Source organism: Streptomyces sp. NPDC093544 (genome assembly GCF_040683495.1).
Classification (GTDB): Bacteria; Actinomycetota; Actinomycetes; order Streptomycetales; family Streptomycetaceae; genus Streptomyces.
The window spans coordinates 1-18,716 of sequence record NZ_JBFBEA010000037.1 but is presented as its reverse complement, the minus strand read 5'-3'; the positions used below and the strand labels follow the sequence as shown (position 1 = coordinate 18,716).

Annotated in this window: 11 protein-coding genes, 1 tRNA gene and 1 rRNA gene; 1 reads left to right on the top strand and 12 read right to left on the bottom strand. The window is 68.3% G+C overall.

The annotated features are described in order from the left end of the window. Window positions 1-25: 25 nt before the first annotated feature. From AB0N66_RS37905 to AB0N66_RS37865, 9 genes are all read right to left on the bottom strand, one after another. Window positions 26-511, bottom strand: a complete 486-nt coding sequence (locus tag AB0N66_RS37905; protein ID WP_365443857.1) for a DNA starvation/stationary phase protection protein — start codon at window positions 509-511, stop codon at window positions 26-28. 199 nt (window positions 512-710) lie between these two features. Further along, entirely contained in the window at window positions 711-1,088 is a 378-nt protein-coding gene (locus tag AB0N66_RS37900; protein WP_365443854.1) for a helix-turn-helix transcriptional regulator, read from the bottom strand. A 109-nt stretch (window positions 1,089-1,197) separates the two neighbouring features. Further along, window positions 1,198-1,743 carry a CinA family protein gene (locus AB0N66_RS37895; RefSeq protein WP_365443954.1) on the bottom strand — a complete coding sequence of 182 codons (546 nt, stop codon included), beginning with the start codon at window positions 1,741-1,743 and terminating at the stop codon, window positions 1,198-1,200. Then, a complete protein-coding gene (gene pgsA, locus AB0N66_RS37890; protein ID WP_365443851.1) occupies window positions 1,740-2,453 on the bottom strand; it encodes a CDP-diacylglycerol--glycerol-3-phosphate 3-phosphatidyltransferase in 714 nt (237 codons plus the stop codon). The genes AB0N66_RS37895 and pgsA overlap by 4 nt, the downstream gene beginning before the upstream one ends. Next, complete coding sequence (gene rimO, locus AB0N66_RS37885) at window positions 2,450-3,922, bottom strand: 30S ribosomal protein S12 methylthiotransferase RimO (protein ID WP_365443848.1); 1,473 nt, start codon at window positions 3,920-3,922, stop codon at window positions 2,450-2,452. The genes pgsA and rimO overlap by 4 nt, the downstream gene beginning before the upstream one ends. A gap of 104 nt (window positions 3,923-4,026) precedes the next feature. Continuing rightward, complete coding sequence (locus tag AB0N66_RS37880; protein WP_365443845.1) at window positions 4,027-4,875, bottom strand: RodZ domain-containing protein; 849 nt, start codon at window positions 4,873-4,875, stop codon at window positions 4,027-4,029. Window positions 4,876-5,139: 264 nt separating this feature from the next. Beyond that, window positions 5,140-7,863, bottom strand: coding sequence for a DNA translocase FtsK (locus tag AB0N66_RS37875; protein WP_365443842.1), 2,724 nt, complete (start codon window positions 7,861-7,863; stop codon window positions 5,140-5,142). 260 nt (window positions 7,864-8,123) lie between these two features. After that, window positions 8,124-8,810 (bottom strand): response regulator, encoded by a 687-nt coding sequence (locus AB0N66_RS37870; RefSeq protein ID WP_365443839.1) that lies wholly within the window; start codon window positions 8,808-8,810, stop codon window positions 8,124-8,126. Window positions 8,811-9,066: 256 nt separating this feature from the next. Beyond that, window positions 9,067-14,556 (bottom strand): HAMP domain-containing protein, encoded by a 5,490-nt coding sequence (locus tag AB0N66_RS37865; RefSeq protein ID WP_365443836.1) that lies wholly within the window; start codon window positions 14,554-14,556, stop codon window positions 9,067-9,069. Between the two features lie 317 nt (window positions 14,557-14,873). Here AB0N66_RS37865 and AB0N66_RS37860 point away from each other — a divergent pair, with 317 nt between their 5' ends. After that, window positions 14,874-17,615, top strand: coding sequence for a SpoIIE family protein phosphatase (locus AB0N66_RS37860; protein ID WP_365443833.1), 2,742 nt, complete (start codon window positions 14,874-14,876; stop codon window positions 17,613-17,615). A gap of 59 nt (window positions 17,616-17,674) precedes the next feature. Here AB0N66_RS37860 and AB0N66_RS37855 read toward each other — a convergent pair. The 3 genes from AB0N66_RS37855 to rrf all read right to left on the bottom strand — a co-directional run. Beyond that, window positions 17,675-17,750: transfer RNA gene (locus tag AB0N66_RS37855), tRNA-Thr, on the bottom strand. 94 nt (window positions 17,751-17,844) lie between these two features. Then, window positions 17,845-18,507, bottom strand: coding sequence for a DegT/DnrJ/EryC1/StrS family aminotransferase (locus AB0N66_RS37850; protein ID WP_365443951.1), 663 nt, complete (start codon window positions 18,505-18,507; stop codon window positions 17,845-17,847). A gap of 114 nt (window positions 18,508-18,621) precedes the next feature. Next, window positions 18,622-18,716 (bottom strand): 5S ribosomal RNA (gene rrf / locus AB0N66_RS37845); the annotation flags it as partial.

The following is an 18,716-nucleotide window of genomic DNA, read 5'->3' as shown; positions in this document are numbered from 1 at the left end:
ACCTTGAGCCCCCGCTGCGGACGGGTCACCGGTTCTCGGCCTGGACGTTCTCCGCCTGGAACATCCAGTGGTGCTTCTCCAGGTCGGCCGTGATCCCGATGAAGATGTCCTGGCTCACCGGATCGGGGTCCCCGGTCGCCGCCACCCGCTCCCGCATCCGCGTGATCACCGCGCTCAGCGCATCCACGAGCGCGCCCACGGCGTCCGTGTCCTTGACCCAGCCGGCGGGCGTCGAGGCGATGCCACTGCTGGAGGCCACGGTCGCGGCCCGCCCGTCAGGTGAGACGCCCAGCGTCGAGGCGCGCTCCGCGACGGTGTCGGAGTGCAGCCGCGCGGTGTCCACGACCTCGTCGAGCTGCAGATGGACGGAGCGGAAGCGCGGTCCGACCACGTTCCAGTGGATCTGCTTGGCCACCAGGGAGAGGTCGACCAAGTCGACCAGCGCGCCCTGCAACGCCTCGGCCACGGTCTTCAGGTCCGCGTCGGGCAACGAGCTCTTGACGACGTACATCAGAATCCTCCGATTTTCGCGACGTCACCAACAATGTCATATACGCACAATTTGGGTCACTCGAAGACGGGCGAGAGTGAACCTGGGGAAAACGGTGGCAAGCAAAAGCCCCGGTCAGCCCCTCAGGTCTCCCTGAAGGCCCCGACCGGGGCTTCCTGCACGCATTCTCAGTTCATGAGCGCCACATCGTGAGCGTCAGTCAGGCGGCGACGACGTCGACCGCCTCCGCAGGCGCCTTGATCGTGACCCGTTCCGGTGGCACACCGGTCACCGATACGGAATTGAGCATCGGGCGACGTACCGGTGCGGGCACCGGTTCGGTGGCGGCAGCCGATCGTGCCAGCTCGGCGAGGGCGAGCTCATCGCTCACTTCCCGCATGAGCTCGGACATCCGTACGTCCAACGCGTCGCAGATCGCGGAGAGCAGCTCGGAGGATGCCTCCTTCTGCCCCCGCTCAACCTCGGAGAGATAGCCGAGTGAGACTCGGGCGGACGAGGAGACTTCGCGCAGAGTACGGCCCTGGCCCTGGCGCTGCCGACGCAGCACGTCACCCAACAGGCGACGGAGCAGAATCATCGGTGGCTCCCTCCTCGGACCGCGTAGCCGCATCCTTCACGCCCCACCGTACCGCCTTGCGCCGCGGCCGTGCGGGGAGCGATGTCGTGTTCACTCAGGGCTGCAAACATCAAAACCCCCCGTTCTGTTCCGTATCCTGTGTCCGCTCATTCCCGGTCTGTTCGCCCGCAAGCTCCTTCAGGAGCAGTGCGAGTACGCTCTGTGCACTCTCCATACGGATGTCCGCACGGCCGCCGTTCAACCGCAGTGGTACGACTTTCCCGCCACCGGCGGCATCGGAAGACGCGTCCGACGGCCCTTCGACGGCCACGAAAACCGTGCCGACGGGCTGTCCATCCTGCGGATCGGGCCCGGCGACACCGGTCGTGGCGATCCCCCAGTCCGCACCGAGAGCTTTGCGCACGCCGGCCGCCATCTGGGCCGCGACCTGCGGATCCACCGCCCCGCGCTCGGCCAGCAGAGTGGCGTCGACGCCGAGCAGTTCATGCTTGAGCTCGGTGGCGTAAGCGGTCACGGAGCCCCGGAAGGCCTTGGACGCCCCAGGCACCGCTGTGATCTCCGTCGCCACCAGGCCGCCGGTGAGGGACTCGGCCACAGCGAGCGTTTCGCCCCTCACTGTGAGTAGTCGCAGCACCTCAGTGGCCAGGGAGTTCACCACTCCGCCTCCTCGGCGGCCGCCAGGCGCGCGGCGAGCCCGCTCCTGCGCAGCACAATGGCCTGTCTCACATAGTCGAGCCCCGTGACCACGGTCAGGACGACCGCCACAGCCATCACCCAGAACCTCAGGGAGGCCAGCGGCCCCGTCAGCGCCAGGACGTACATCCCGACCGCTGTGCCCTGGACCAGCGTCTTCAGCTTTCCGCCGCGGCTCGCCGGGATGACCCCGAAACGGATCACCACGAAACGCAGCAGGGTGATCCCGAGCTCACGCCCGAGGATCACCCCTGTCACCCACCAGGGCAGATCGCCGAGATAGGACAGACAGATCAGTGCCGCGCCCATGATCGCCTTGTCGGCGATGGGGTCGGCGATCTTCCCGAAGTCGGTGACGAGGTTGTACGTGCGCGCCAGATGACCGTCGAAGATATCGGTGATCATGGCGACGGCGAAGGCCGCCCAGGCCCACGCCCGCATGGCGGGGTCGTACCCGCCGTCGGCCAGCATCAGGGCGACGAAGCCCGGCACGAGAACGAGCCGGATCATGGTCAGGATGTTGGCGATGTTCCAGAGGCTGGCCTGATTGACGGCCGCAGCGCCCAGCTTCCCGGCCCGCACCGGCTTCGCGCCCCCCGGAGCGCCGGGAGCGCCCGCCGCGCCTTTCGCGCTGGGGGAGCCGCCCGCCGCGGATGCCGGGGCTCCGGTCATCTGCCCGCCTCCTCAGTACATGGGAGCGAGCCCAGAAGCGGCTCGGCCACCAGGTCGACACCTTCCGTACCGACCACCTTGGCCTCGACGATACGGCCGACGGTCAGACCTTCGCCGCTCGTGAAGAGCACCTGGCCGTCCGTCTCGGGCGCCTGGTGCTCGGCACGCCCGAAGGCGCCCTCCGCGGAGTCGACCGACTCGACCAGGACGTGCACCGTCTCACCGACACGCTCCTCGGCCCGCTGCGAGACAAGCTCCTCGGCCAGCCGGGAGACCCGCGCGAGCCGCTCCGCGACGACGTCCTCGTCGAGCTTGTGCTCGTACGTCGCCGCCTCCGTGCCGTCCTCGTCGGAGTACCCGAAGACACCGATCGCGTCGAGCCGCGCACCCGTGAGGAACCGCTCCAGCTCGGCGAGATCGGCCTCGGTCTCGCCCGGGAACCCGACGATGAAGTTGGACCGCACACCGGCCTGCGGAGCCTTGGAGCGGATCGTGTCGAGCAGTTCCAGGAAGCGGTCGGTGTCCCCGAAGCGCCGCATCGCGCGGAGCACGTCGGGCGCGGAGTGCTGGAAGGAGAGGTCGAAGTAGGGCGCGATGTTCGGGGTCGAGGTGAGGACGTCGATGAGTCCGGGGCGCATCTCGGCGGGCTGCAGGTAACTGACCCGCACGCGCTCGACGCCCTCGATCTCCGCGAGCTCGGGCAGCAGCGTCTCCAGGAGGCGGATGTCGCCGAGGTCCTTGCCGTACGAGGTGTTGTTCTCGGAGACCAGCATGACCTCCTTGACGCCCTGCTCGGCGAGCCAGCGGGTCTCGTTGAGCACGTCGCTCGGGCGGCGCGAGATGAACGAGCCACGGAAGGACGGGATGGCGCAGAAGGAGCAACGCCGGTCACAGCCGGAGGCGAGCTTCACCGAGGCGACGGGCGAGCCGTCGAGGCGGCGGCGCAGGGGCGCGCGGGGGCCGGACTCCGGAGCGACACCTTCCGGAAGGTCGGAGGGAGCGCCGTGGCCAGGAAGAGCGACGTCGGAAACAGCCTGCCGCTCGGCCGGGCTGATCGGCAGCAGCTTGCGGCGGTCGCGGGGGGTGTGCGCGGCGTGGATGCCGCCGTTCAGGATGGTCTGGAGGCGGTCGGAGATGTCGGCGTAGTCGTCGAAGCCGAGTACGCCGTCGGCCTCGGGCAGCGCCTCGGCGAGCTCCTTGCCGTACCGCTCGGCCATGCAGCCCACGGCCACGACGGCCTGGGTTCTCCCGTGACCCTTGAGGTCATTGGCTTCCAGGAGGGCGTCGACGGAGTCCTTCTTGGCGGCCTCGACAAAGCCACAGGTGTTGACGACGGCTACGTCCGCATCCTCGGCGTCCTCCACGAGTTGCCAGCCGTCCGCCTCCAAGCGGCCTGCGAGCTCCTCCGAGTCCACCTCGTTACGGGCGCAGCCAAGGGTGACGAGTGCGACGGTACGGCGTTCAGGCATGGGCTCAAGACTACTTCGTCCCGCTGACAGCCCACGTCGACGGGGTTGGCCGATCTTGGCCAACCCCGTGACTGCCTGTCCCTTTGGGTACTCCCCTGAGTCGATTATCCGACTTCGGGGTCACCCTTCGTGTAGGTGAGGCGCTCGACCTGACCGGGCTGGAACTCGTCTGCGATTTCCTTGCCGTTCACGTGCAGCTGGATGGCGCCCGCGTCACCCAGGACCAGATCGATCTTCTCCTGGTCCTGGAAGGTCTTTGACTGGCCTCGCTCCAGGAGGCCGTCGAAGAGCAGCCGCCCGTTGTGGTCCTTGGCGGAGATCCAGCTACGCCCGTCGGGGGCGCTCACCTGGACGGTCACCTTGTCCTGCGGCGCGGCCGCGATGGCGCTGTCGGACGGCTCCGGCTTCGGGTCGGCGGGCTTGGTCACGGTCGGCTTGGTCACCGGCTTGCTGGTGGTCGGAGTGGACCCCTCGGCGACCTGCGTCTTCGAGTCGTCGCCGTCGCCCTTGACCATGGTGAAGCCGACGAAACCGATCACCGCGACGATCGCGGCGACCATGGCGGCGGTCCAGTTCGGCCCGCGCCGCTCGGGACGGATACGTTCCGCCTCGAAGAGCGGGGCGGCCGGCGTCGGCGCGGGACGCCCGCCATGGTCGGCGTCATAGCGCGCGAGCAGCGGGGCGGGATCGATATGTACGGCGCGTGCCAGGGTCCGGATGTGACCGCGCGCGTAGACGTCGCCCCCACAGGGAGCGAAGTCGTCCTGCTCGATCGAGTGCACGATGGCGATGCGGACTCGGGTGGCGTTGCTGACGTCATCGACGGTCAGCCCGGCCGTGATGCGGGCCTGCCGCAGGGCACGGCCGATCGAAGGCTGCTCTGCCGCGCGGTCGTCTTCGAACGGACGCTCGTCTTCGGGGGAGTTGCCGTCGGGGGTATTGCCGATGGACACGGGGGCGCCTTTCGAGCGTGTAGCCACCTGTGCTGGAGGTTCAGTTTAGGGGGGGTGGGAAAGGATGGGGCAACCGGGCGGCAGGACTTCTTACGCCATCAGAATGGCCGGTCGTCCTGATGCTGGGACATGTACGTGTCCCCTCCCTCAACTTGACGTACGCCGAAGGGAAACGGTTGCCCACCGATCCCTTACGGGTGAGTCACGATCATGTACCCATCTGCCGCGAACTCACCCATGGAGCGGCCGGCCTGTCCCGTTTCCTTACGCTTCAGTTTCCCCGCGAATCACGGCGAGCACTCCATCCAGCTCATCAGCCTTCACAAGAACGTCACGCGCCTTGGAGCCCTCACTCGGACCCACGATGCCGCGGGACTCCATGAGGTCCATCAGGCGCCCCGCCTTGGCGAAGCCGACGCGCAGTTTGCGCTGGAGCATGGAGGTGGACCCGAACTGGGTGGAGACGACCAGTTCGGCCGCCTGGCACAGCAGGTCGAGGTCGTCGCCGATGTCCTCGTCGATCTCCTTCTTCTGCTTGGTGCCCACCGTGACGTCGTCCCGGAAGACCGGCGCCATCTGATCCTTGCAGTGCTGCACGATCGCCGCGATCTCGCCCTCGGTGACGAAGGCGCCCTGCAGTCGGACCGGCTTGTTGGCCCCCATCGGCAGGAAGAGCCCGTCACCCTTGCCGATCAGCTTCTCGGCGCCCGGCTGATCGAGGATGACCCGGCTGTCGGCCAGCGAGGAGGTGGCGAAGGCGAGCCGGGACGGCACGTTCGCCTTGATCAGACCGGTGACGACGTCGACGGACGGCCGCTGCGTGGCCAGCACCAGGTGGATACCGGCCGCACGCGCGAGCTGCGTGATCCGCACGATCGAGTCCTCGACGTCCCGCGGCGCGACCATCATCAGATCCGCGAGCTCATCGACGATCACCAGCAGATACGGGTACGGCGTCAGCTCACGCTCACTGCCCTCGGGCAGCTTCACCTTGCCGTTCCTGATGGCCTCGTTGAAGTCGTCGATGTGCCGGTACCCGAACGCCGCGAGGTCGTCGTAGCGCAGATCCATCTCCCGTACGACCCACTGCAGCGCCTCGGCCGCCCGCTTCGGGTTGGTGATGATGGGCGTGATCAGGTGCGGGATGCCCTCGTACGCGGTCAGCTCGACGCGCTTGGGGTCGACGAGGACCATACGCACGTCCTCGGGGGTCGCGCGGACCATGACGGACGTAATCAGGCAGTTGATGCATGAGGATTTGCCGGAGCCGGTCGCTCCGGCCACCAGGACGTGCGGCATCTTCGAGAGATTGGCCATCTCGTAGCCGCCCTCGACGTTCTTGCCGAGCGCGACGAGCATCGGGTGGTTGTCCTCCGCGGCGTCCGCGAGGCGCAGTACGTCGCCCAGGTTGACCATCTCGCGGTCGGAGTTCGGGATCTCGATGCCGACCGCCGACTTGCCGGGGATCGGGCTGATGATCCGCACGTCGGGGCTGGCGACGGCGTACGCGATGTTCTTCGCGAGCGCCGTGATCCGCTCCACCTTCACGGCGGGGCCGAGCTCGACCTCGTACCGGGTGACCGTCGGACCGCGCGTGAAGCCGGTGACGTTGGCGTCGACCTTGAACTCCATGAAGACGTTCTGGAGGGAGGCGACCACCGCGTCGTTGGCGGCGCTGCGCGTCTTGCCGGGGCCGCCGCGCTCCAGGAGGTCGAGCGACGGCAGGGAGTAGGTGATGTCTCCGGAGAGCTGGAGCTGCTCCGCGCGCGGGGGCAGCTCACGCGGCTCGTCGGGCGCGGCCTTCGTGAGGTCGGGCACGACGGACTCGACCTTGAGCGCCTCCTGCTTGGGCCGCTTGGCCCCGGGGACGAGCTTGGCGCGCGCGGCCGGGACCGGCGTCGTCTCCTCGAACCCGTCCCGCTCCACGCCGACGCCCTGTGTCAGATCGGCGACCAGCGCCGAGGGCGGCATCCCGTGCAGCACGGCCCCGTCGAGTGCGGCGGCGGCGGCCGCGGCGACGTCCACCGCGTCCATCGGCCGGTTCATGTCGGGCTGCTGCATGGCGGGCCGCCTGGGGCGGCCACGGCGCTTGCTGAGCGCCTCGTGCTCGGCACTGTCGGGGTCGTACTCCACAGGGGCGCGGGAGCGCCTCCTGGAGCCCGTGGGGAGCGCGTCACGCCACTGCTCGTCGTAACGCTCGTCGTCCTCGCCGAGGCTGTCCTCGTCCTCGTCGGCCTGGACGATGCCCAGCTTCTGGCCCAGCAGCCGCAGCCGCTGCGGAATCGCGTTGACCGGGGTCGCCGTGACGACGAGCAGGCCGAAGATCGTGAGGAGCACCAGGAGCGGTACGGCGAGGACGTCACCCATCGTGTACGTCAGCGGGGTGGAGGCACCCCAGCCGATGAGCCCGCCGGCGTCCCTTATCGCCTGCATGCCGTCGCTGCGCGCGGGCGCCCCGCACGCGATGTGGACCTGGCCGAGCACGCCGATGACGAGCGCGGACAGGCCGATCACGATGCGGCCGTTCGCCTCGGGCTTCTCGGGATGCCGGATGAGCCGGGCCGCGATGACGCCGAGCAGTATCGGGACCAGCAGGTCGAGGCGGCCGAAGGCACCGGTGACCAGCATCTCGACGAGGTCCCCTACGGGACCTTGCAGGTTGGACCACGTTCCCGCGGCGGTGATCAGCGCCAGGCCGAGCAGCAGCAGCGCGACACCGTCCTTGCGGTGCGCCGGGTCGAGCCCCTTCGCGCCCCGCCCTATGCCGCGGAACGTCGCTCCGACGGCGTGCGCGACCCCCAGCCAGAGGGCGCGGACGAGTTTGTACACGCCCGCGGTCGGATTGGGCGCCGGCGCGGGTGCGGGCTTCTTCGCCGCGGCCTTCTTGGCAGGCGCCTTCTTCGCGACGGCCTTTTTCGCGGGGGCCTTCGCCGAAGCGGCCGCCTTCTTCGCGGGCGGCTTCTTGGCTGCGGACTGACGTGAGGCCATGTGTGTGAGGTTACCGGTGGAGACGACAGCGGACACGTGTGCTTACTGCTTCACCCGTTCGTGTCGCCCGTACCCGTACCGGAAACTGACGCGGGCTCACCGGCCTTGCTCTGCTTGGCACACACCGCCGACACGCAGTGGCAGGGGCAAACACGCTCTCGACTCACCCCACCCAGGGACGACCTGAACAGATTCGCCGGCCCCGGACAGGGGTACTTCGCCTGCTCCCCGAAGGGCCCGCTCTCCCCGAAGGGCCTCGCTCAGTTCTGCGACTGCACCGAAGCCGCGCCGTTCCCCGTGCCGGGCTCCAGCGCGTCCAGTGCTCTGCGCAACCCCGTGAGTTTGCGTTCGAGATGGGCCGCGGTCGCCACCGCCGCCGCGTCCGCCGCGTCGTCGTCGAGTTGCTTCGACAGCGCCTCGGCCTGTTCCTCAACGGCCGCGAGCCGCGCGGAGAGTTCGGCGAGCAGCCCGGCGGGCTCCTTGGCCTCGCCCAGCGTCGCCCTGCCGCCGCCACCCTCCAGCTGGAGCCGCAGCAGCGCCGCCTGCTCCCGGAGTTGGCAGTTCTTCATGTAGAGCTCGACGAAGACGGAGACCTTCGCGCGCAGCACCCATGGGTCGAACGGCTTGGAGATGTAGTCCACCGCGCCGGCCGCATACCCCCGGAAGGTGTGATGCGGGCCGTGGTTGATGGCGGTGAGGAAGATGATCGGGATGTCCCGGGTCCGTTCTCGCCGCTTGATGTGCGCGGCGGTTTCGAAACCGTCCATGCCCGGCATCTGAACGTCCAGCAAAATGACCGCGAAGTCGTCCGTGAGTAGTGCTTTGAGCGCTTCCTCCCCGGACGATGCCCGCACCAGTGTCTGATCGAGCGCGGAGAGGATCGCCTCCAACGCCAGCAGATTCTCCGGCCGGTCATCGACCAGGAGGATCTTGGCCTTCTGCACCATGGCCCGCCCTCCTCGCCCCGGCAGTGCACCGGGCGCCGCCCCAGGGGACGACTCCGTTGCGTCGCCCACCCTTGTGCCGGTCATGGTAGCCGCACCCCGCCTGTCGCCACACCCTGTCACTGCGATGTCACTGTGCACGTAGCACAAACGCAGCGGGAGACCAGAAGGTTCCCCGAATCCCGTACTTCTACACGCCGTCCGCCACAGTGAGTTATGCGAGAGCGGGCGACCCCGCAGGAGTCCCGACAGGAGTGTGTCACTGCTCACGCATCCACTGTTCCATCACGGTGAGCAGATGATCGGGATCGACCGGCTTGGTGACGTAGTCGGAAGCACCCGACTCGATGGCCTTCTCCCGGTCGCCCTTCATCGCCTTCGCCGTGAGCGCGATGATCGGCAGCCCGGCGAACTGCGGCATCCGGCGAATCGCCGTCGTCGTCGCGTAGCCGTCCATCTCCGGCATCATGATGTCCATCAGAACGACCGTCACATCGTCGTGCTGCTCAAGGACTTCGATGCCCTCACGGCCGTTTTCCGCGTACAGCACCGAAAGGCCGTGCTGCTCCAACACACTGGTCAGCGCGAACACGTTGCGGATGTCGTCGTCGACGATGAGCACCTTCTCGCCCTCGAACCGGATCCCACGGCGCGGCTGCTGCGCGCCCGACGGCCGGCCCGCGGGCGCCCACTGCTCCTGAGCCGCGCCCGGCTGCCCCGCCGACGCGCTCGGCTGCTCGTCCGCGGGCACCGCCCTGCGGCGGCGCCGGAAGAGCGCGGCGGGCCCGTTCTGGGTCTCCTGGTACGACTTCACCTCGGCCGGCATCTCGATGCCCGCCGACGCCAGTTCCGCCTCGGAGGCCAGCAACTCCCCGGCCTCCAGCGCCGGCGCGAGCTGCCCATAGCCCTGGGGAGGCAGTTCACTGGGGTGCAGCGGCAAATACAGCGTGAACGTGGAGCCACGTCCGGGCTCGCTCTGCGCGTGGATCTCACCGCCCAACAGCCGCGCGATCTCCCGCGAGATGGAGAGCCCCAGGCCCGTACCGCCGTACTTCCGGCTCGTCGTGCCGTCCGCCTGCTTGAAGGCCTCGAAGATCACCCTCATCTTGCTGGCCGCGATCCCGATGCCGGTGTCGGTCACGGAGAACGCGATCAGATCGGCGTCCGCGTCCCGCAGCGAACCCGCCTCAAGGAGTTGCTCCCGGATGGCCACCGGAACCTCCGCGCCGGCGGGCCGGATCACCAGCTCGACCGCTCCGGAGTCGGTGAACTTCACCGCGTTGGAGAGCAGGTTGCGCAGCACCTGGAGGAGGCGCTGTTCGTCGGTGTGCAGCGTGGCGGGCAGTTCCGGCGACACGCGTACGGAGAAATCGAGGCCCTTCTCAGCTGTCAGCGGGCGGAAAGTGGCCTCTACGTAGTCGACGAGTTGGACCAGCGCGATGCGCGTCGGCGACACGTCCATCTTGCCCGCCTCGACCTTCGACAGGTCGAGGATGTCGTTGATCAGCTGGAGCAGGTCAGAGCCCGCGCCGTGGATCGTCTCGGCGAACTCGACCTGCTTGGGGGTGAGGTTCGTGTCCGCGTTGTCGGCGAGCAGCTTGGCCAGGATCAGCAGTGAGTTGAGCGGCGTACGCAGCTCGTGCGACATGTTCGCCAGGAACTCGCTCTTGTAGCGCATCGAGACCGCGAGCTGCTCGGCGCGCTCCTCCAGGACCTGCCGGGCCTCCTCGATCTCGGTGTTCTTGACCTCGATGTCGCGGTTCTGCTGGGCGAGTTGCTCGGCCTTCTCCTCCAGCTGGGCGTTGGAGTCCTGCAGTGCCTTCTGCCGGCTCTCCAGCTCCGCCGACCGGTCCGTGAGCTGCTCGGTCAACTCCTGCGACTGCTTCAGCAGCACCTCCGTCTTCGTGTTGACGGAGATGGTGTTGACGCTCGTCGCGATCATCTCGGCGATCTGGTTGAGGAAGTCCTTCTGGATCTGTGTGAACGGCGTGAACGACGCCAGTTCGATGACGCCGAGCACAGTCGCTTCGAAGAGCACCGGAAGGACGATCACCTGTGCCGGAGGCGCTTCGCCGAGCCCGGAGGAGATCTTCAGATAGCCGCTCGGAGCGTTCTCCACGAGGATCGTGCGCTTCTCCTGGGCGGCCGTCCCGATCAGCGCCTCGCCGGGCCGGAACGACGTCGGCATGGAGCCCATCGAGTAGCCGTACGACCCGAGCATGCGCAGCTCGTACGCGTCCTCGTCCTCCAGGAGCGCGTCCTTGCCGTCGACCAGCGGCATGGAGAGGAAGAACGCGCCGTGCTGCGCGGCGACGACGGGAGTCAGCTCGCTCATGATCAGCGAGGCCACGTCCTCCAGGTCGCGGCGGCCCTGCATCAGCGCGGAGATACGGGCGAGGTTGCCCTTCAGCCAGTCCTGCTCCTTGTTGGCGATGGTGGTGTCGCGCAGGTTGGCGATCATCTTGTTGATGTAGTCCTGCAGCTCCTGCATCTCGCCGGAGGCGTCCACGTCGATCTTCAGGTTCAGGTCGCCGCGGGTCACCGCGGTCGCCACCCGCGCCATGGCTCGCACCTGCCGGGTGAGGTTCCCGGCCATCTCGTTCACGGACTCCGTGAGATCGCGCCAGGTGCCGTCGACGTCCCGCACTCGCGCCTGGCCGCCCAACTGGCCTTCCGTGCCCACCTCGCGGGCCACCCGGGTGACCTCCTCGGCGAACGACGACAGCTGGTCGACCATCGTGTTGATGGTGGTCTTGAGCTCCAGCATCTCGCCGCGGGCGTCGATGTCGATCTTCTTGGTCAGGTCACCCTTCGCGATGGCCGTGGTGACCATCGCGATGTTGCGCACCTGGCCGGTCAGGTTCGACGCCATGCCGTTCACCGACTCGGTGAGGTCCTTCCACGTGCCGGCGACCCCCGGTACGTGCGCCTGGCCGCCGAGGATGCCGTCCGTGCCCACCTCGCGGGCCACCTTGGTGACCTGGTCGGCGAACGAACTCAGCGTCTTCACCATCGTGTTGACGGTGTCGGCGAGCTGAGCGACCTCACCGCTCGCCTCGACGGTGACCGTCTTGGTGAGGTCGCCGTTGGCCACCGCGGCCGCGACCTGCGAGATGTTCCGCACCTGGTTGGTCAGGTTGTTGGCCATCACGTTGACGTTGTCGCTCAGGTCCTTCCAGATGCCCGTGACACCCGGGACCCGAGCCTGTCCGCCCAGGTTGCCCTCAGTGCCCACCTCGCGGGCCACCAGGGTCACCTGCTCGGCGAAGTTCGAGAGCTGATCCACCATCGTGTTGACGGTGGTGACAAGTTCGAGGATCTCGCCCTTCGCGTCGACGGTGATCTTCTTGGAGAGGTCGCCCTTGGCGACCGCCGTCGTGACCTCGGCGATGTTCCGCACCTGAATGGTGAGGTTGTTCGCCATGAAGTTCACCGACTGGGTGAGGTCCTTCCAGGTGCCGGAGACACCCTGCACCTCGGCCTGACCGCCCAACTGCCCCTCGGTACCCACCTCGCGGGCCACCCGCGTCACCTGCTCGGCGAAGTTCGAGAGCTGGTCCACCATCGTGTTGAGGGTGTTCTTCAGCTCCAGGATCTCGCCGCGCGCGTCCACGTCGATCTTCTGCGACAGGTCACCCCGCGCGACCGCCGTCGCGACCTGCGCGATGTTGCGCACCTGGGCGGTGAGGTTGCCGGCCATGCCGTTCACGGAGTCGGTCAGGTCGCGCCACACACCGGCGACACCGGGCACCTGCGCCTGCCCGCCGAGCCTGCCCTCCGTACCCACGTCACGGGCGACCCTCGTCACCTGGTCCGCGAAGGCGGAGAGCTGGTCGACCATCGTGTTGATGGTGTTCTTCAGCTCCAGGATCTCGCCGCGCGCGTCCACGTCGATCTTCTGGGAGAGATCACCCCGGGCCACAGCAGTCGTGACCTGCGCGATCTGCCGTACCTGTGAGGTCAGGTTCCCCGCCATGAAGTTGACGGAGTCGGTGAGTTCCTTCCACGTACCGGATACGCCGTCCACGCGGGCCTGACCGCCGAGGCGGCCCTCGGTGCCCACGTCCCGGGCCATCCGCGTGACCTGATCGGCGAACGAGGACAGCTGATCCACCATGGTGTTCACGGTGTTCTTCAGCTGAAGCATCTCGCCGGAGACATCGACGGTGACCTTCTGCGACAGATCGCCGTTGGCGACCGCCGTCGTCACCTGCGCGATGTTGCGGACCTGGCCGGTCAGGTTCCGGAAGGCCGTGTTGACGGAGTCCGTCAGGTCCTTCCACGTCCCTGCCGCACCCGGTACCTGCGCCTGCCCGCCCAGTTCACCCTCGACACCGATCTCGCGGGCCACGCGCGTGACCTCGGCACCGAACGACGACAGCTGGTCGACCATCGTGTTGACGGTGTTCTTCAGCTCCAGCATCTCGCCTGCGACCTCGACGCTGACCTTCTGCGAGAGGTCACCGTTGGCCACGGCCGTCGTCACCGCGGCGATGTCGCGCACCTGAGTCGTCAGGTTCCGGAAGACCGTGTTGACGGAGTCCGTCAGGTCCTTCCAGGTCCCCGCCGCACCCGGCACATTCGCCTGCCCGCCGAGCCGCCCCTCGCCACCGACCTCGTTGGCCACGCGCGTGACCTCGTCGGCGAACGTCCGTAGCGTCTCGGTCATCTGGTTGATCGTCTCGGCGAGCTGCGCGACCTCTCCGCGCGCACTGACCGTGACCTTCTGTGACAGGTCGCCACTGGCGACCGCCGTCGTCACCTGCGCGATGCCACGCACCTGGGCCGTGAGATTCCCGGCCATAAGATTCACCGAATCGGTGAGGTCTTTCCACACACCCGCCACACCCGGCACCTTCGCCTGGCCGCCGAGCTCACCCTCCGTACCCACCTCCCGCGCGACTCGCGTCACCTCGGAGGAGAACGAGGAGAGCTGGTCCACCATCGTGTTGACGGTTTCCTTCAGCTCCAGCATCTCGCCGGCCACGTGAACCGTGACCTTCCGGGACAGGTCACCCTTGGCGACCGCCGTCGTCACGAGAGCAATGTCACGCACCTGAGCCGTCAGCCGGTACGCCATGGTGTTGACCGAATCCGTGAGATCCTTCCACGAACCCGACATACCGCGCACCCGGGCCTGCCCGCCCAGCTTGCCCTCGGTACCCACCTCGCTGGCCACCCGCGTGACCTCGTCGGTGAACGTCGACAGCTGGTCGACCAGATTGTTGACGGTGCGCCCGACCTTGAGGAACTCACCGCGCAGCGGATGCCCGTTCCCGTCCGCGGCCTGCGCCCGCAGGTCCATTCGCGGCGACAGATCGCCCTCCGCCACCGCGGACAGCACCCGGCCGACCTCGGAGACAGGCCGTACGAGATCATCGACGAGCGCGTTCGAGGCGTCGATCGCGGCCGCCCAGGACCCCTCGGAGGCCCCCGACTCCAGCCGCTCCGTGAGCTTTCCCTCACGCCCGACCACGCGCCGCACCCGCGAGAGCTCTCCCGTCAGATGCAGATTCCGGTCGGCCACCTCGTTGAAAACCGCCGCGATCTCGGACATCACGCCGTCGCCGGAGACCGTGAGCCGCTTACGGAAGTTCCCGTCCCGCATCGACACCAGGGCGGTCATCAGCCGGTTCAGCGCAGCCGTATCCACCTCGGTGGTGCCATTGCGCGGTGGGCGCTGGTTACTCAGGGACCGTCCGCCTTTCGCGCGCGTGTCAGTGCCCCGCGTCGCTGCGCCAGACTCCACTCTGTCCCTCCCACAAGGGTCGACCATTACTGCTTGGCGTACTCGGGTACTACTGCTCCGCGTGCCGGCAGGCACTCACCCTGCCGGGACCTTCTCCTGAAGCTTGCCCAGTGTTTCACCATGCCTGAACCCGGCCATAACAGTTCGGCAGCTTCGCACACCGTCCGCACACCCTCCGGGCGGAAACAGTGCAACCGGCATCCGCATGGACGGCGAAGGTAAGTAACCTTGCATGCGGCTGTCCAGCCGCGCCGGTCCCGTCCGGCCTGGGCGGTGGCACGAGTACGAGCGGGCAGGCATCGGAGGGGCGCCGCACCATGACCACCGGACTGCATCCTGGGGGAACACCCCAGGATCCCCGACCGACGGGGAACCACGCTCTGCCCAGGCAGGAGCGGGGCGGCCATGGAGCCCCGCATGCCGACAACCGGACAAGGAGTTCTGTGATCACCGCGCGCGCGGCCGCCAGTTTCGAGCCCGTGGGGCGATCGGTCGCGACCGCCCGTTCCTTCGTCCGTGACACCCTCCAGGGCTGGGGCTTCGCCGACATCGTCGATGACGCCGTGGTCCTCACGAGTGAGCTGGTCACCAATGCCGTCGTGCATGCGGGAACCGCCGCGGACGTGTTGTGTCTGCGCAGCGACGACGGCGTACGTATCGAGGTAGCGGACCGCTACCCGGAACGTGAAATTCCACTCCAGGGGATGGCTGTGAACATGGGCAGCCCGGACAGCGAGGGCGGCCGCGGCCTCCAGCTCTGTGCGGCCCTGGCGAACCGCTGGGGCGTCGAGTACACGCCCACACAGAAACAGGTCTGGTTCCAGCTCGAACTCCCCGAACGCGCGGTGGGCACCCGGACCGCCGGCCCGGCCCTGCCGGCCGACCTCCTCCCGCTCGCCGACGGCCGCGTCCGCGTCGCGGTCGTCCAGATCGACCGGACCGGCGCGATCAACGCCTGGAACGAGGACGCGGAGGAACTCTTCGGTTACGCGGCCGAACTGGTCATCGGCAAGCCGCTCACCGACCTCGCCGCCTGGCCGCACACCCCGGGCACCTCCACCGGCATCGTCGAGGCCCTCCAACTCTCGCGCTGGGAAGGCACGTACGGCATCCGCGGCGCCAACGGCCGGGTAACTCCCGTCTACGCCTCACACCTTCGGGTCCGCGACACCGGCGGTGAGCCCTCCACGGTCTGCCTTCTCGTACGTGACCACGAACGCGCCGTCCTCCAGACCCCGTTGCGCGTCTCGGCCACCGACACGACCACCAGCTCCGAGGGCCACGCCTCCGATCCCTTCGAGGTCTTCATCGGCTCCCCGGCGCCCGACGACCTGGACGGCCTCCTCCAGCGCACGGTGGAGCGCGCCCGCGACATGCTCGACGGCGACTCCGCCTTCCTGCTCCTGGCGACCGACGACGAAACGGAGTTGGAGGTACGAGCCTCGACGGGCCTCCCCTCCGCCCGCCAGCGCTTCGCCCGCGTCCCCGTCGAGGCGGGCCCCGGTCGCTACGGCTCGGCCCGTATGCCCGCCGTCCACGAGGACCTGACGGTCGTCCCCGGTGCCGTACCGCTCCTCAACGGCACCGGCATGCGCTCGGTCGTCACCGTCCCCCTGAAGGTCGAGGGCCGCCTCACCGGCTCCCTGGGCGTCGCCGCCGAGGGACCGGGCAGATACTCCAACGAAGAGGCCCTGCGCCTCCAGTTCGCCGCCGACCGCATCGCGCTGGCGGTGGAGTCCGCCCGCCTGGGCGAGCTGGAACGCCTGCGCCGCGGCTCACTGTCCTTCCTCGTGGAGGCCTCCGACCTCCTCGCCGGCACTCTGGACCGCGACCAGACACTGGCCCTGATGGCCCAGATGACGGTCCCGACCCTGGCCACCTGGTGCGCCGTCTACACCATCGCCGACCAGGCCTCCGACCCGTATCTCTCGTATGTCCTGCACGAGGACGAGGAACGCATCGACGGCCTCAAGGCCTTGCTGTCCAAGATCTCCCCGCCGGACCCGGTCCCCACCCCGGGCGCCCGCGTCTGGTCCGCCCCCGCCGAGGCGGCCCACGAATCAGCCCTGCGCACCTCCATGCGCAGCCTCGGCGAACGCGCGACGCTCAGCTCGGGCATCGGCACAACTCTCGCCACGGCCGCCGCAGTTGGCGGCGAGACGGTCGTCCTCCCCCTGGTGGCGCGCAACCGAGTCATCGGCATGCTGACGCTGGGCAAGCCCTCGGACGAACACTTCCGCCAGGAAATCCTGGAACTCGCCGAGGACTTGAGCCGCAGGGCCGCCCTCGCCCTGGACAACGCCCGCCTGTACTCGGAGCGCACGGCCATCAGCCAGTCCCTTCAGCGCAGCCTCCTGCCCCCGGAACTCCCGCAGATCGAGGGCGTCGAGGTCGAGGTCATCTACCGAGCGGCCGGCGAGGGCAACGAAGTCGGCGGCGACTTCTACGACCTCTTCCCGATCCGCGACGGCGCGTACGGCTTCGCCATCGGCGACGTCTGCGGTACGGGCCCGGAGGCGGCGGCGGTGACCGGCCTGGCCCGGCACGCACTCCGGCTGCTGGCCCGGGAGGGCTTCACCGGCCCGGCCGTCCTGGAGCGCCTGAACTCCGCGATCCTCGACGAGGGCGCCCGCAGCCGCTTCCTCACGCTCCTGTACGGCGAGTTGTGGCCCCAGGAGGACGGTTCGGCGCTCCTGAAGGTGGTCTGTGCCGGCCACCCGCTCCCGCTCCGCCTGCGCCAGGACGGCACGGTCGAACCAGCCGCCGATCCGCAGCCGCTCCTCGGGGTCATGGATGACCTGGAGCTCTACGAGCAGACGATCACGCTCGACCCGGGTGATGTCCTCCTCTGTGTCACGGACGGCGTCACCGAACGCCGCGAGGGCACCCGCATGCTCGGCGACGACGGCCTCGCGGACGTCCTCACCACCTGCACAGGCCTCACAGCCGGCGCGGTGGCCGCCCGCATCATGCGCGCGGTCGAACGCTTCGCCTCCGACGCCCCGTCCGACGACATGGCGATTCTGGCGATGCGGGTTCCGGGCCTCCAGAAGGACTGACGCACGGCCTCGGGAAACGACAAAGGCCCCCGCCCGTAAGGGCGGAGGCCTTTTCTCACTGGAGCCCCCCAACGGAATCGAACCGTTGACCTTCTCCTTACCATGGAGACGCTCTACCGACTGAGCTAGGGGGGCCAGTCACCCTTCGAGGTTTCCCTCGCGGCAACGAGATAGATCATACCCCGAACAGAAGCGTGCGCCCAACAAGTCCGGCTCGATCAGCCTCGGTTCAGATGGCGGCCTGAAGCAGCCCACCGAGCGCATTGCAGGCGGACACGATCCGCTGCATCTCCCGCTTCGCCAACGCCCCGTCCACAGGCAGCGCGAGAGTGTCGTCCGCGGCCCGCTCGGTCACCGGCAGGCGTACGTCCCGACGGAATCCGGCCATACGGTGCACAGGCGTCTTCACCGGCACCCAGCACTCGACTCCCCTGGCCCGCACGGCCCGAGCGAAGGCGTCCCGGTCCGGCCTTCCGTTGCCCGGCACCCGCACGACGTACTGCTGGTACGTGTGCCCGTCGCCACCGTCCGGCGTCCGCACCCCGCGCAGCCGCGCGTCGAGGTACGCGGCTCGTGCCCTGCGCTGCGCGATCTCGTCGTACGGCGCTTCGGACTCGCCCTGCTCAAGCACCAGGAGCCCGCGTCGCTGACCGATCTCCCGCAGCCGCGCCATGTCCGCCGACCGCCCGAAGCGGTGTACGACGACGATGGCCGCCGTATGCGGAGTCACGACGGCCTCGACCGCGTCGGCGTCGAGGCAGTACGTCATCGGGTCGATGTCGGCGAAGACGACCGCCGCACCGGCTTGGGCGGCGGCCTCGGCGACATCGACGTTCCCGAAGGCCGGCACGATGACCTCGTCACCGGCTCCGACACCTGCGGCCCTGAGCATTGCAGCAGTACCCATGTCGCGGATGTTGCTCGCGCAACGTGAACTGCAAGTAACGCAAAACAAAAAAGAGCTGGTCCCTGAACCGAAGTTCAGGGACCAGCTCTTTGAAGTTTAGTTCGGCGGCGTCCTACTCTCCCACAGGGTCCCCCCTGCAGTACCATCGGCGCTGTAAGGCTTAGCTTCCGGGTTCGGAATGTAACCGGGCGTTT